The organism is Streptomyces sp. NRRL B-1347, assembly GCF_000720325.1.
GTDB lineage: Bacteria > Actinomycetota > Actinomycetes > Streptomycetales > Streptomycetaceae > Streptomyces.
Map to the genome: position 1 here is coordinate 112,537 of NZ_JOJM01000008.1, position 13,836 is coordinate 126,372.

Here is a 13,836-nt window from a genome sequence, read left to right on the forward strand (position 1 = left end):
CACTTGAGGGGTTGGGGGCGATATATGGGGCTTCGCCCCTTTCCCTCTCTGTTGGTCCTTCGGGCCTCGTCCTCAAACGCCGGACGGGCTGGGATTGCCGCGCTCGCCGTTCGGGCTGGATTCGTACAGGCTTCGGTAGGACGGGAAGGTTCCGCCTGGGGTTTCCACCGGGGTGGCTGCCAGCAGGGCTCTGACGATCGCTCGGGTGACCATGTCCGCGCCCGCCGCCAGGATCTCGTTCAGGGCCAAGGGGTTTCCGGCGTCGAGCGGGTGCTCGCCGGTGGCCAGGGCGAACACCGTGTCCCCGTCGTTCAGCAGGTGCACCGGGCGTACGGCCCGCGCCATGCCGTCGTGCGAGGTGCCCGCGAGCTTCTGCGCCTGTGCCTTGGTGAGCTCGGCGTCGGTGGCGACGACGGCGAGCGTGGTGTTCAACGGAGGCCGTCCGTTGCGCGCCGCGGCCTCGGCTAGGCGCCGCCGGGCCGCCTCGTGGACCTCGGCCGGGGGCAGCTCGACCGGCGCCCCCTCGAAGAACCGCCCGTACAACGCCCCCGTCGACGGATCAACGCCCGACCCCGCCGCGTTCGCCACCACCAGGGCGGCGACCGTGACGCCCGAGCCGAGGACCGTGCTCGCCGTGCCGATGCCGCCCTTGAGCTGGCCCACCACCGCTCCGGTGCCCGCGCCCAGATTGCCCTCGGCCACCGCGTGCCCGCTCGCGCGCGCCGCCGCGTCCTCCACCGCCGCCCGGCCGAGCGCCGCGTCGGGCCGCGCCCGGAACGCGCCGCCGCGCCCCAGGTCGAACACGCACGCCGCGGGCACCACCGGCACCACGTGCGCCCTCTCGGGCCCCACCCGCACGCCGCGCTCCTGCTCCTCCAGCCAGGCCATCACCCCGGTCGCCGCGTCGAGGCCGTACGCGCTGCCGCCCGTCAGCACGACCGCCTCCACCCGCTGCACCAGGTTCCGCGGGTCGAGCGCGTCCGTCTCCCGGGTGCCCGGGCCGCCGCCGCGCACGTCCACGGCCGCCACGGCCCCGCCCTCCGGCGCGAGCACGACGGTCGTCCCGCTGAGCCAGCCGTCGCCCACCCGGCCCGCGTGCCCGACCCGCAGCCCCGCGACGTCGGTCAGTGCCCCGGCCGACTCGTCCCGCGTCCCTGCCTCAGGTGCGTCAGATGTCGTCATGCGGCATGCGTATCACGGGCTTTGCCGGGAGGGGGACGCGCGATCGGGACGGTCTTGCGCCCCGTCTCCGCGGCCGTCAGGCGACGCGCTCGGACCGCACCATCCGGGACGTCAGGGTCACCCCGACCGCCACCGCGAGCGCCGCCACCACACCCGCCGCGAACACCGCCCAGCGGCCCGCGAACGTGCACGCCAGGATCGCGACCGCCGTGACCGGAAGCACCAGTTGCTGGGCGAGCCCCACCTTGAAGTGACGCGAGTGCAGTAGCCACACCGTGAACAGGTACACCGCCGCCGGGATCGTCACCGCCGCCGACGCCGCCGTCTCCGAAATGTGCGCCTTGCCGACCGCCTGCTCCACCGCCACCTCGATCCCCGCGCCGATCGCCGCCGCCGAGCCGAAGATCAAGTAGTGGCCGTAACCCCACAGGAACGCCTGCTGGTTGGAGCGGAGATGGCCGTGGATCGGCACCACGAAGTAGATCCACCACGCCGCGAAGATCAACAGGAGTCCGCCGACGGCGATGGGCAGCAGCTCGCCGAGCGCGTCGTTCTCGTCGATGGCCGACTTCACCGCGATCGTCGCCGCGGCGATCGTCTCGCCGAGCATGATGATCGTGAACAGGCCGTACCGCTCGGCGATGTGGTGCGGGTGCCAGGGCGTCGTCCGCGCCCTCTCCGCGACCGTCGGCACCGCCATCTCGGCGATCGCCATCACCAGGAACGTCCACGGCCGCGCCCCCTCCGGCAGGACGAGGAGGCCCAGCCAGCCCACCTGGCACAGCGCCACTCCGCCCGCATAGCGCAGCGCCGTGCGCCGCTCGTCGCCCGTGGTGGAGGCCGCGGCCCGCAGCCACTGGGCGATCAGCGCGAGCCGCATGATCAGGTAGCCGAGCCAGAGGGCCAGGAACTGATGGTCCTCGAAGGCCTTCGATACCCCCGCCGCGAGCACCAGAACGCCGGCGATCTGGAGGAGCGTCACCACGCGGTACAGCGAGTCGTCGTTGTCGTACGCCGAGGCGAACCAGGTGAAGTTCATCCAGGCCCACCACACCGCGAAGAACACCATCGCGTAGTTGAGGACCCCGTCGCCCGGGTGCCCCTCGGCCACGGCGTGCACCAGCTGCACCCCGGCCTGGGCGACCGCGACCACGAAACACAGGTCGAAGAAGAGCTCCAGCGGTGTCGCCGCGCGGTGGGACTCCTCCCGCCCGCGGGCGACCATCGGGCGCAGCGGCGGGGGAGGGGAGGCGGGAGCCGGGCTCGCGGGGGAAGGACTGGACGTCATGGGGCAAGAACAGCAGAGCCCGGCGGTGCGACGGCCCGGGTCGGGCCGTGTCGGAGCGGGAGCACCCGGGTGGGTGGCGGCCGCCCTCCGCCACGGGCCGGGCCGCCACCGCCGCGGGCGATGCCTCCGTTGCCGCGAGTGGTGCCTCTGTCGCCGCGGGCGGTGCTTTCGTGGGGGAGGGCAGCGGCCCGGCGGGCGTGGGGCGGGGGCCGCCCCGGCGGACGTACGCTGGAGGCATGAGCACCGCCCCCGCCCCCGAACCGCGTGATCCCAAGGACGCGAAGCCCCGGCAGGCCCCGAAGAAGCCGACCAGTGCGCTGATCTTCGACGATCCCCTGTCGCAGCAGTCCTCGGACGATACGGATCGCGGGTGGGGCGAGCGGCCGTCGGCGAGTGGCGACAGCGCCGCCGACCTCGCCCGCTTCCTGGACGAGAAGCCGCCCCACCACATCTGAGCCCGCGCCGCCGCCCGCGCGGCCAGGGCTCGCGGTCCTGCTAGCGCGCGTCGCCCCCGGGCTGCTCCGTCCCCCCGGGCTGCGCCGTCCCGCCGGGGCTCGCGCCGCGCTGGGCAACCAGTGCGTCGCGGATCTCCTTGAGCACCTCCAGCTCCGTGACCTCGATGACCTCCTGCGTGCCCTCCTTGGCCGCCTGGCGTGCGGTCTGCTTGGCCAGGTACTTCGACATCGGCAGGACCATCAGGAAGTAGACGACGGCCGCAGTGATCAGGAAGCTGAGGGTGGCGCTGAGCACCGAGCCCCACATGATCGGGATGCCGCTCACGGCCTCGCCGTTCTTCACCACGCACGGGTCCTTGAGACACGAGCTGTAGTGGTCGAGATCCTTCGTCCCGAAGGCACCCACCAGCGGGTTGATGACGCCCTTCACCACGGAGTTCACGACGCTCGTGAACGCGGCGCCGATGACGACCGCGACCGCCAGGTCGACGACGTTGCCGCGTGTCAGGAAGGCCTTGAAGCCCTGCCAGACGCTCGGTTCCTTCTTCTCGCTCACCACTAGGCCTTTCGTTGCAAATGCGGGTTGTGCGGCAAACCGCTTCGCAACCTACGGCAGCGTCTGGCAGGCCTGTCCACTTCCGTAACGCGAACGAGCGACTTGACAGCGCATCAGTCGTCCGCACGGACGTGCGGCTCATCGCAGCGTCACCGCGAGGTGCGCGGTGGCGCTCGCTCCCGCGAGCCGCGCCGCCGTCTCTCCCGGCACGGAGAGGACGACCAGCGCCCCGCCCTCGGCCGGCCCGTCCGCGGGCTCGGGCACCTCGGACACCCGGGCGTCCGACGCGATCACACGGGGTGCGCCGCCCCGGCCCGTCGCCGGGTCCTCCGCCGCGACCACGTCCACGCGGTCGCCGGGGCGCAGCAGGCGCGCCGTCGCCGCGTCCGCGATCCGGACCGGCGCCGTCACCGGCCGGGCCGGCGGCCGCGCCCGCTCCCGGCCGTCGCCCGCCCCCTTCGCGGTCACGGACGCCGCGGAGCCCCCCGGCCGTGACCGCTCGGCGTCTCCCAGTGCTGCGGCCGCCAGCGCGGCGGCGGTCATCGCGAGCCCCACGGCCACCGCCCGCCTGCGGTGCCGGGCGAGCCGCCGCAGCCGCTGGCGTCCGCCGCGCACGTGCAGGGGGGAGAAGTGCGGCACCTCGCACGGCGGTGGCGGAGCGCCCCCGCCCCCACCGCCGCCGGGCCCGGGCCGTGCCCGCGCCACGTACGACGCGGCCCGTGCGCTGGGTTGGACGCCCGTGCGCGTACCCACCTGTGACGAACCGACCTGCGTACCGATGCGTGAAGCGTCCTGCGTCATGACGACCACCGCCCGTCGTGAGGAGTTCGGACCGAGGAGTTCGGATTCCGATCCCACGATGCGGGCTCGCCGCCGATCCCGCTGAGCCCCGTGCGCTACCGCCCGGTTGTGGACAACTCCCTCACCCGAAGGGCACGTTCCGCCTAGGGCCGTCCAGGGCCGTCCAGGGCCGTCCAGGGCCGCCCAGACCCGCCCGGGCCTACGGCAGCCGGAACCCCGGATCCATCCCGCCCAGCGCCCCCACGCACAGGCAGTCCCGCGCCCCGGTCTCCGGAAGCCCCGCCACCGCGTCGAAGAGCACCGTCCGCAGCCGGTCCACGTTCGCGGAGAACACCCGCAGGACCTCGTCGTGCGAGACGCCCGTGCCCGACTCCGCGCCCGCGTCCAGGTCGGTGACCAGCGTCATCGACGTGTAGCAGAGCTCCAGTTCGCGGGCGAGCGCCGCCTCGGGGTGGCCGGTCATGCCCACCACGGACCAGCCCTGCGACGCGTACCAGCGCGACTCCGCGCGGGTCGAGAACCGCGGCCCCTCGATCACCACGAGGGTCCCGCCGTCCACCGGCTCCCAGTCCCGGCCGCGCGCGGCCTTCAGCGCGGCGGCCCGCCCGGCCGGGCAGTACGGGTCGGCCAGCGACACGTGCACCACGTTCGGCACGCCGCCGTCGGGCAGCGGAAGCCCGTCGAAGTACGACTGGGTGCGCCCCGTCGTGCGGTCCACGAACTGGTCGGGCACGAGCAGCGTCCCCGGCCCGTACTCGGCGCGGAGCCCGCCCACCGCGCACGGGCCGAGCACCTGCCGCACGCCCAGGGAGCGCAGGGCCCACAGGTTGGCGCGGTAGTTGATGCGGTGCGGCGGCAGGTGGTGGCCGCGGCCGTGCCGGGGCAGGAAGGCCACCCGGCGCCCCGCTATGTCACCGAGGAAGACGGAGTCGCTCGGGGCGCCGTAGGGGGTGTCGACGTGCACCTCGGTCACGTCGTCGAGGAAGGAGTAGAAGCCCGATCCGCCGATGACGCCGACATCGGCCTGCTGCGCGTTCGCCGTGTTCACCATGGCCCGCACAGTAGCCGTACGGGGAAACGGCCGGGAGTGCGCCGCAAAGACACCGAAGGCCCCGCTGTCCCAGGGGACGGCGGGGCCTTCCGGAGTGTGGAGAACCGGCGCGCTAGGCGGCCGACGAGCTCGACGAGGTGGTGCTCGACGCCTTGGAGTCCGAGGACGACGAGGAGGAAGAGGACGACTTCGAGGACGACGTCGAAGAAGACGCAGACGTCGAAGAAGACGACGACGAAGACGCCGGCGAGCTGCTCGACGACGAGCCGCGGCTGTCGTTGCGGTAGAAGCCCGAGCCCTTGAAGACGATGCCGACCGCCGAGAACACCTTCTTGAGGCGTCCGTCGCAGTTCGGGCACACGGTCAGGGCGTCGTCGGTGAACTTCTGCACCGCCTCGAGGCCCTCGCCGCACTCGGTGCACTGGTACTGGTACGTCGGCACTTGCTTCCTCCTGGCACTCTCACTCGATGAGTGCTAACGACGGTCCATAGTGACGTATTCCGCGGGTTCAGTCCACCGCCACCGGTACGCGGTGACCCACGCCACGTGCGACGGTCCGGCCCGTGGCCGGGGGAGTGAGCCGCGAACTCAGGACCAGCAGCACCGCCAGGGCGAGCGCGGTGCCGCCGAGCGGCACCAGGAATCCGGCGCCGTCCCAGAGGCGGTCCTCCAGCTGTCCCGCGACCGTGACGGCGGCGGCCTGCCCCAGCGCGACGGCGCCGGTGAGCAGGGTGAAGGCCTCCGTGCGCGCGGTCGGCGCGACCAGGCTGTCGACCAGGGTGTAGCCGGTGATCAGGGCGGGCGCGATGCAGACGCCGACGAGCAGGCCGAGCCCGGCCAGCAGGAGCACGGACTGCGCGGCCCACAGGCCCGAGGCCATCAAGGTCAGCGCCGTGTAGCCGACGACGAGCCGCCGCTGCGGGGAGACCTTCCAGGCGACGGCGCCGCAGATGATCCCGGAGATCATGTTGCCCGCGGCGAAGGTGCCGTACAGGACGCCGTTCAGACCGGGCCGGTCGATGGACTCGGTGAAGGCGGCCAGGGCGACCTGCATGCCTCCGAAGACCGTGCCGATGCCGAGGAACGTCACGATCAGCACGCGCACACCGGGCACCCGGAGCGCCGAATCGTGCTTCACGCGTGCGTGGCCCGCAGCGGCGGGCTGCGGCTGGGTGCTCTTCTGGGCGGCGAACAGCAGGCCGCCGACCAGGGTCAGACCGGCCTCCGTGAGGAGTCCGGCCGCCGGGTCGACGCCCGTGCACAGCGCGGTCGCCACCAGCGGGCCGAGCACGAAGGTCAGCTCGTCCGTGACGGACTCGAAGGCGGCGGCCGTCTGCGCGAGCGGCGAACCCTGGAGCTTGACGCCCCAGCGGGCCCGCACCATGGGGCCGATCTGCGGCGTCGAGGCACCCGTGGGCACCGCGGCGACGAAGAGGGCCCACAGGGGGGCGTCGGACAGCGCGAGCACGGTGAGGGTGACACCGGAGGCCGCGTGCACGAGGACGCCGGGCAGGAGCACGGCGCGCTGCCCGAACCGGTCGGCGAGCTTGCCGCTGAGGGGGGCGAACAGCGCCATGGAGACGCCGGTGGCCGCCGAGACGGCACCGGCGGCGCCGTACGACCCGGTGGTGTGCTGCACGAGCAGCACGATGGAGATGGTGAGCATCGCGAACGGCTGCCGCGCGGCGAAGCCGGGGAGCAGGAACGTCCAGGCGCGGGGGGTGCGCAGCAATTGCCCGTAGCCCGGGCGGGGGTCAGTGACCGTGGACGCCACGGCCCATGCCTTTCTGCTGCCTGGTAGCGCGCCCGTGCGGGGGCGCCGAGAGCTGTCCTCTAGCGCAGAACTGCGGTAGATACCGGGCTGCCCACTGCGAGGGCGCCGCGGCCGCCATACGGTCGCGCCAGCTCTGCGTCAGACAGAGTTGGTTCGATCAGTGTCGGTGCGTGGGTCTCGGTGCGCGCTCCGCCGACGCTCTGAGAGCGCGCTGACGGGACGGACCGAGTGCGCCTTCATCGTACAGGTACTTCGCAAATGAGACCTGTGATTACGAGAAGTGAGACTCGTGACACCTGTGATTCCCCCCGGCCCGCCCCTGTCTCCGGACTGACCCTGTCTCCGGACTGACCCGACCCGGCCGCACCGACCCGACCCGGCCTGCCCCGTCCTGGCCGCCCCGACCCGTCCCGTCCACGGGACCCCGCGGCCCCGTGGTCACCGCTGTCCGCCCCCCACCCCCAGCCAGCCCGCGAGCTTGCCGCCCTGGGCCACCGCGCGCAGCCGCTTCTCCGCCGCGTCGCGCGCCGGTTCGGTCGCCACCACCAGGAGCTCGTCGCCGTGCTGGAGGACCGTGGTGGGCAGCGGCACGAACGAGGTCTCGTCCCGTACGACGAGCGTGACGGCCGAGCCCGCGGGCAGCCGCAGCTCGTTGATCTCGACGCCGTGCAGCAGCGATCCCTCCGGTACGGGCACGGAGAGCAGATGGCCGCGCAGCCGCTCCAGGGGGGCCGATTCGATGCCGAGGTCGGATGCTCCCGCGCCCTTGCCGAGGCCGAGCACCTTGGCGAGCCCCGGCAGCGTGGGCCCTTGGATCAGGGTGTAGACGACGACCAGGACGAAGACGATGTTGAAGATCCGCTCGCTGTTCTCGACCCCGTTCACCATGGGGATCGTGGCGAGGATGATGGGCACGGCGCCGCGCAGGCCCGCCCAGGACATCAGCGCCTTCTCCTGCCAGGCCATCCTGACGGGCAGCAGGCTCACGACGACCGAGACGGGCCGTGCGACCAGCGTCAGGGCCAGGCCGATGAGCACGGCGGGCCAGATGTCGTCGAGCAGCGTGTGCGGCGTGACCAGCAGGCCGAGCAGGACGAACATGCCGATCTGCGCGATCCAGCCGAGCCCCTCGGCGAAGCCGCGGGTGGCGGGCCAGTGCGGCAGCTTGGCGTTGCCGAGGACCATCGCCGCCAGGTACACCGCGAGGAAGCCGCTGCCGTGGGCCATGGCGCCGGCCGCGTAGGCGGTCACGGCGATGGCCATGACCGCGATCGGGTAGAGGCCGGACGCGGGCAGCGCCACGTGGCGCAGGCCGTAGGCGCCGAGCCAGCCCACCGCGAGCCCTATGGCCGCGCCGATGGCGAGCTCCAGGGCGATCTCGCCGATGAGGACGTACCAGTCGTCCACGGGGCCCGCGGCCGAGAAGGCCACGACGAGGATCACCACGGGGGCGTCGTTGAATCCGGACTCCGCCTCCAGGACGCCGGTGACCCGGGAGGGGAGGGGGACCCGGCGCAGGACGGAGAAGACCGCGGCCGCGTCCGTCGACGAGACCACCGCGCCGATGATGAGCGCCTGTCGCCATTCGAGCCCGACCAGGTAATGCGCGCTCGCCGCGGTCACGCCGACGCTCACCGCGACGCCCACGAGCGCCAGGGACGCGGCCGCGGGGAGGGCCGGTTTGATCTCGCCCCACTTGGTGCCGAGGCCGCCCTCGGCCAGGATCACGACGAGTGCCGCGTAGCCGATCACCTGGGTCAGTTGTGCGTTGTTGAACGTGACGTTGCCTATGCCGTCCTGGCCCATGGCCACGCCGATGCCGAGGTACAGCAACAGGCTGGGCAGTCCGCTGCGCGAGGAGATGCGCACGGCGACCACCGCGACGAGCAGGACGAGCGAGGAGACGAGCAGCAGCTGGTTGAGGTCGTGGACAGACAGGGGCGTTCCTTCCGTCGTGCGAGCCGTGATGCTTCGTTACTTTACCTAAGTTTTAACGCTTCCTTGACGTCGACCCCTGTACTTCATCCACATTGAGCGAACTTTCGTTCGTTGTCGGTTTCCGACTCCGCGTCCGGGGCCGTCCCGCCCTGCGCCTATGGTTGCTCCAGCACTCCAGGACCCGCCCAAGCCCCGAACTGCCGCTCGCGAAGGACAGCAAGGACAGCGATGCCCTCCAACACCACCGCCCCTTCCGGCGCTAAGCCCGGGAAGAAGAAGGGGCGCCGAGCCCGACTGATCGTGATCCTCCTGGTCCTGGCCGTCGTCGGCGGCATCGGCTTCGGCGCGTACTGGAGCATCAGCACCGTCAGGGCCTCCTTCCCGCAGACCAAGGGCACCATCGACCTGAAGGGCCTGAAGGGCCCGGTCGACGTCAAGCGCGACGGCAACGGCATTCCGCAGATCTACGCCGACTCCCCCGAGGACCTGTTCATGGCCCAGGGGTTCGTGCAGGCGCAGGACCGCTTCTGGGAGATGGACGTCCGCCGCCATATGACCTCCGGGCGGCTCTCCGAGATGTTCGGCAAGAGCCAGGTCAAGACCGATGAATTCCTGCGCACCCTCGGCTGGCACCGGGTGGCCAAGAAGGAGTACGACTCCAAGCTCTCGCCCGAGACGAAGAAGTACCTCCAGGCGTACGCCAAGGGGGTCAACGCCTATCTCGACGGCAAGGAGGGCAAGGAGATCTCGCTCGAGTACGCGGCGCTCGAGTTCGAGAACGACTACAAGCCCCAGAAGTGGACGCCCGTCGACTCGGTGGCCTGGCTCAAGGCCATGGCCTGGGACCTGCGCGGCAACATGCAGGACGAGATCGACCGCTCCTTGATGACGAGCCGCCTCGGCCCGTCCCAGATCAAGGACCTGTATCCGGACTACCCGTACGACCGGAACAAGCCGATCGTCCAGGAGGGCGCGTACGACGCGGCCACCAAGAAGTTCAGCGGTGACGCGTCGGACGCCTCGCAGTCGCAGTCCGGCACGGGCACCGGTACGGGCACGGGCGGCACGGCGGGTACCGGCACGGGCACCGGCGGCACGGGTACCGGCACCGGCACCGGAACCGGCGGTACGGGCACCAGCACCGCGGGTACCGGCGTCGCGGGCAACGCCCAGCCCCCCAGTGGTCTCCAGTCGCAGCTGTCCGGCCTCTCGGACGTGCTCGACGAGGTCCCGGACGCGGGCCTCGGCTCGAACGGCAACGGCATCGGATCCAACTCGTGGGTCGTCTCCGGCGCCCACACCATCACCGGCAAGCCCCTGCTGGCCAACGACCCGCACCTGGCGCCGCAGCTGCCGTCCGTCTGGTACCAGATGGGCCTGCACTGCCGCTCGGTCTCGGCGAAGTGCCAGTACGACGTCAGCGGCTACACCTTCTCCGGGATGCCCGGCGTGGTCATCGGCCACAACCAGGACATCGCCTGGGGCATGACGAACCTGGGCGCCGACGTCACCGACCTCTACCTGGAGAAGTTCACCGCGGACGGGTACCAGTTCGGCAAGAAGGTGCTGCCGTTCACCTCCCGCGAGGAGAAGATCAAGGTCGCGGGCGGCAAGACCAAGACGATCACCGTCCGGGAGACCAACAACGGCCCGCTGATCTCCGACCGCGACGACGAGCTGGTCAAGGTCGGCAAGCGGGCCCAGGTCGACTCGGCCGCCCCGGACCGCGGCGAGGGCTACGGCATCGCGCTGCGCTGGACCGCGCTCACGCCGGGCAAGTCCATGGACGCCGTCTTCGAGCTCAACCGGGCCAAGGACTTCAAGGAGTTCCGCGAGGCGGCGGCCTCCTTCGAGGTGCCCTCGCAGAACCTCATCTACGCCGACACCGAGGGCAACATCGGCTACCAGGCCCCCGGCAAGATCCCCACGCGCGGGAAGGGCGACGGCTCGCTGCCCGCGCCCGGCTGGGACCCGAAGTACCGCTGGAACGGCTACATCGAGCAGGACGAGCTGCCGTACGAGTACAACCCCAAGCGCGGCTACATCGTCACCGCCAACCAGGCCGTGATCAGCGACAAGTACCCGTACAAGCTCACGACGGACTGGGGCTACGGCGCGCGCAGCCAGCGCATCGAGGACCTGATCAAGGCCAAGACCAAGAACGGCGGCAAGATCTCCACGGAGGACATGCGGCTGATGCAGACCGACAACAGCAGCGAGATCGCACGCCTGCTCGTGCCCAAGCTGCTCAAGGTCGACATCAGCGACAAGCACGTCCGTGAGGCGCAGAAGCTCCTGGAAGGCTGGGACTACACCCAGGACGCCGACTCGGCGGCGGCCGCGTACTTCAACGCGGTCTGGCGCAGCATCCTGCAGCTGTCCATCGGCAACAAGCTGCCCAAGGAGCTGCGCGTCAAGGGCCAGTGCCTGTGGGTGGACCACACCAGCGACACCCGGCCCGCCGACGACGACAAGAAGGTCCGCGAGTGCGGCGAGCGGGACGCGGACTCGGCGCAGCCCGACGGCGGCGACCGCTACTTCGAGGTCATCCGCAAGATCCTCAACGACGAGGACAACGACTGGTGGAAGACCCCGGGCAGCCGCACCGACAAGGAGACGAAGAACCGCGACCAGCTCTTCGCCCGGGCCCTCGCGGACGCCCGCTGGGACCTGACGGCCAAGCTGGGCAAGGACATCGACACCTGGAGCTGGGGCCGTCTGCACCGGCTCACGCTGAAGAACCAGACGCTCGGCACCGAAGGGCCCGGCTGGCTCCAGTGGGTGCTCAACCGCGGCCCCTGGAAGCTCGGCGGCGGCGAGGCCACGGTCAACGCCACCGGCTGGAACGCGGCGGGCGGCTACGACGTCATCTGGGTGCCGTCGATGCGGATGGTGGTGAACCTGAAGGACTTCGACAAGTCCCGGTGGATCAACCTCACCGGCGCTTCGGGCCACGCCTACAGCGACCACTACACCGACCAGACGAGCAAGTGGGTCAAGGGCGAGCTGTTGCCGTGGTCGTACTCCAAGAAGGCCGTCGAGGACAGCACGAGCGACACGCTGGTGCTGAAGCCCTGAGCCGGAGCTGACGCCCTCACGGGCGGCTGATGCGAAATGGCCCTCCACGCACGCGTGGAGGGCCATTTTCTTTTCGGCCCCTCTCCAGGAGGGGCGCGGGCCTCAGCCGAACCGCCGTACCTCCGAAGGCGTCACGACAGCGCGCACCGGGCGGTCGTGCGCCTCCCCGGGGACGTGCGCGACGACTTCGGCGTCGTACAGGAGCACGACGAGTGCGGGGTCGGCCCCCGCACGCTCCAGGCGCGCGAGGACCCGGTCGTACGAGCCGCCGCCGCGCCCCAGGCGCATGCCGCGGCCGTCCACCGCGAGCCCCGGGAGCAGCACGGCGTCGGCCTCCAGGACGGCGTCCGGGCCGATTCGCGGGCCGGAGGGCTCCAACAGCTCCATCTTCCCAGCGTGTTGGACGCGGGCGAGCGAGCCGGGTCCGTCGTAGGCCGCCCAGTCCAGGTCGTTGTCCGGGAGCAGCACGGGGAGCAGGACGCGGGTCCCGCGCGCGTGGAGGGTGTCGAGGAGCGCGCGGGTGCCCGGTTCGCCGCCCACGGAGACGTACGCGGCGACCGTGCGGGCCGTGGCGAGTTCGGGCAGTTCGAGGGCGCGCCCGGCGAGGCGGGCAGCCGCCTCGTGCGCGTCATCTTCCGGCAACCGCCTTCTTGCCGCGAGGATCTCTCCGCGCAACGTGCGCTTGATTCCCTTGCCTGAGTCGGGGTGATCCATGACGAAGTCACACATCCTTCCTAATTGTGCTTACATATGGGCCAATATTCCGGAGCCACAGATTCCTCGCATAGGCACCGGATATGGTGACGCGCATGACTGAGTCTCACCCCAAGATCACCAAGGCTGTCATCCCCGCAGCTGGTCTTGGCACGCGCTTCCTGCCCGCCACCAAGGCCACGCCCAAGGAGATGCTGCCGGTCGTCGACAAGCCGGCGATCCAGTACGTGGTGGAGGAGGCGGTCGCCGCGGGCCTGGACGACGTCCTCATGATCACGGGCCGCAACAAGCGTCCCCTGGAGGACCACTTCGACCGCAACTACGAGCTGGAGTCCGCCCTGGAGAAGAAGGGCGACGAATCCCGGCTCGCGAAGGTCCAGGAGTCCAGCGACCTGGCCACCATGCACTACGTCCGCCAGGGCGACCCCAAGGGCCTCGGTCACGCCGTCCTGTGCGCCGCCCCGCACGTGGGCCGCGAGCCCTTCGCGGTGCTCCTGGGCGACGACCTGATCGACCCGCGCGACCCGCTGCTCGCCCGCATGGTCGAGATCCAGGACCGGTGCGGCGGCAGCGTCATCGCCCTCATGGAGGTCGAGCCGGAGCAGATCCACCTCTACGGCTGCGCCGCGGTCGAGGCCACCGACGAGAGCGACGTCGTGAAGGTCACCGACCTGGTCGAGAAGCCGGACGTGGCGGACGCCCCCTCGAACTACGCGATCATCGGCCGGTACGTCCTCGACCCGCACATCTTCGACATACTGCGCACGACCGAGCCGGGCCGCGGGGGCGAGATCCAGCTGACCGACGCGCTCCAGCAGCTCGCGGCCGACGAAAAGATCGGCGGGCCGGTGCACGGCGTGGTCTTCAAGGGCCGCCGCTATGACACCGGCGACCGCGGCGACTATCTGCGTGCCATTGTCAGACTCGCGTGCGAACGTGAAGACCTGGGCCCGGACTTCAAGGCCTGGCTCCGCAGTTACGTCAGCGAGGAGATGTAG

At 71.2% G+C, this 13,836-nt stretch carries 12 protein-coding genes; 3 read left to right on the forward strand and 9 right to left on the reverse strand.

Annotated features, from left to right (window positions below):
* Positions 1 to 72: 72 nt before the first annotated feature.
* Positions 73 to 1,182, reverse strand: a complete 1,110-nt coding sequence (locus IG74_RS0110985; protein ID WP_063761232.1) for a P1 family peptidase — start codon at positions 1,180 to 1,182, stop codon at positions 73 to 75.
* Positions 1,183 to 1,258: 76 nt separating this feature from the next.
* Positions 1,259 to 2,470 (reverse strand): low temperature requirement protein A, encoded by a 1,212-nt coding sequence (locus IG74_RS0110990; RefSeq protein ID WP_030673628.1) that lies wholly within the window; start codon positions 2,468 to 2,470, stop codon positions 1,259 to 1,261.
* Between the two features lie 236 nt (positions 2,471 to 2,706).
* Between IG74_RS0110990 and IG74_RS0110995 the strand changes: the two genes are divergently transcribed.
* Positions 2,707 to 2,925, forward strand: a complete 219-nt coding sequence (locus IG74_RS0110995; RefSeq protein ID WP_030673632.1) for a hypothetical protein — start codon at positions 2,707 to 2,709, stop codon at positions 2,923 to 2,925.
* Between the two features lie 40 nt (positions 2,926 to 2,965).
* Here the strand turns inward: IG74_RS0110995 and mscL are convergent, their stop codons facing one another.
* The 6 genes from mscL to IG74_RS0111025 form a co-directional block, all read right to left on the reverse strand.
* Positions 2,966 to 3,481 carry a large conductance mechanosensitive channel protein MscL gene (mscL, locus tag IG74_RS0111000; RefSeq protein WP_030673635.1) on the reverse strand — a complete coding sequence of 172 codons (516 nt, stop codon included), beginning with the start codon at positions 3,479 to 3,481 and terminating at the stop codon, positions 2,966 to 2,968.
* Positions 3,482 to 3,619: 138 nt separating this feature from the next.
* Positions 3,620 to 4,120 carry an RcpC/CpaB family pilus assembly protein gene (locus IG74_RS0111005; RefSeq protein WP_030673639.1) on the reverse strand — a complete coding sequence of 167 codons (501 nt, stop codon included), beginning with the start codon at positions 4,118 to 4,120 and terminating at the stop codon, positions 3,620 to 3,622.
* Between the two features lie 361 nt (positions 4,121 to 4,481).
* Positions 4,482 to 5,333 carry an S-methyl-5'-thioadenosine phosphorylase gene (locus tag IG74_RS0111010; protein ID WP_030673643.1) on the reverse strand — a complete coding sequence of 284 codons (852 nt, stop codon included), beginning with the start codon at positions 5,331 to 5,333 and terminating at the stop codon, positions 4,482 to 4,484.
* Positions 5,334 to 5,445: 112 nt separating this feature from the next.
* The gene (locus tag IG74_RS49300; RefSeq protein WP_030673647.1) at positions 5,446 to 5,775 is read right to left on the reverse strand and encodes an FmdB family zinc ribbon protein; all 330 of its coding nucleotides are present in this window, start codon (positions 5,773 to 5,775) and stop codon (positions 5,446 to 5,448) included.
* Between the two features lie 67 nt (positions 5,776 to 5,842).
* On the reverse strand, positions 5,843 to 7,108 hold the full coding sequence (locus IG74_RS0111020) for an MFS transporter (RefSeq protein ID WP_030673650.1): 1,266 nt from the start codon (positions 7,106 to 7,108) through the stop codon (positions 5,843 to 5,845).
* Positions 7,109 to 7,546: 438 nt separating this feature from the next.
* On the reverse strand, positions 7,547 to 9,076 hold the full coding sequence (locus IG74_RS0111025; RefSeq protein WP_078868706.1) for a potassium/proton antiporter: 1,530 nt from the start codon (positions 9,074 to 9,076) through the stop codon (positions 7,547 to 7,549).
* Between the two features lie 198 nt (positions 9,077 to 9,274).
* Here IG74_RS0111025 and IG74_RS0111035 point away from each other — a divergent pair, with 198 nt between their 5' ends.
* On the forward strand, positions 9,275 to 12,124 hold the full coding sequence (locus tag IG74_RS0111035) for a penicillin acylase family protein (protein ID WP_030673656.1): 2,850 nt from the start codon (positions 9,275 to 9,277) through the stop codon (positions 12,122 to 12,124).
* Positions 12,125 to 12,226: 102 nt separating this feature from the next.
* On the opposite strand, the gene IG74_RS0111040 is transcribed toward IG74_RS0111035, so the two are convergent.
* Positions 12,227 to 12,838, reverse strand: a complete 612-nt coding sequence (locus IG74_RS0111040; RefSeq protein ID WP_078868715.1) for a 5-formyltetrahydrofolate cyclo-ligase — start codon at positions 12,836 to 12,838, stop codon at positions 12,227 to 12,229.
* A 95-nt stretch (positions 12,839 to 12,933) separates the two neighbouring features.
* Here IG74_RS0111040 and galU point away from each other — a divergent pair, with 95 nt between their 5' ends.
* Positions 12,934 to 13,836 carry a UTP--glucose-1-phosphate uridylyltransferase GalU gene (gene galU / locus IG74_RS0111045; protein ID WP_030673660.1) on the forward strand — a complete coding sequence of 301 codons (903 nt, stop codon included), beginning with the start codon at positions 12,934 to 12,936 and terminating at the stop codon, positions 13,834 to 13,836.

Excerpts from the sequence above, each read along its gene's own strand:
- IG74_RS0110985 (WP_063761232.1), bottom strand. The coding sequence starts at position 1,182 with ATGACGACATCTGACGCACCTGAGGCAGGGACGCGGGACGAGTCGGCC.
- IG74_RS0110990 (WP_030673628.1), bottom strand. The coding sequence starts at position 2,470 with ATGACGTCCAGTCCTTCCCCCGCGAGCCCGGCTCCCGCCTCCCCTCCC.
- IG74_RS0110995 (WP_030673632.1), top strand. The coding sequence starts at position 2,707 with ATGAGCACCGCCCCCGCCCCCGAACCGCGTGATCCCAAGGACGCGAAG.
- IG74_RS0111010 (WP_030673643.1), bottom strand. The coding sequence starts at position 5,333 with ATGGTGAACACGGCGAACGCGCAGCAGGCCGATGTCGGCGTCATCGGC.
- IG74_RS0111035 (WP_030673656.1), top strand. The coding sequence starts at position 9,275 with ATGCCCTCCAACACCACCGCCCCTTCCGGCGCTAAGCCCGGGAAGAAG.
- IG74_RS0111040 (WP_078868715.1), bottom strand. The coding sequence starts at position 12,838 with ATGGATCACCCCGACTCAGGCAAGGGAATCAAGCGCACGTTGCGCGGA.
- galU (WP_030673660.1), top strand. The coding sequence starts at position 12,934 with ATGACTGAGTCTCACCCCAAGATCACCAAGGCTGTCATCCCCGCAGCT.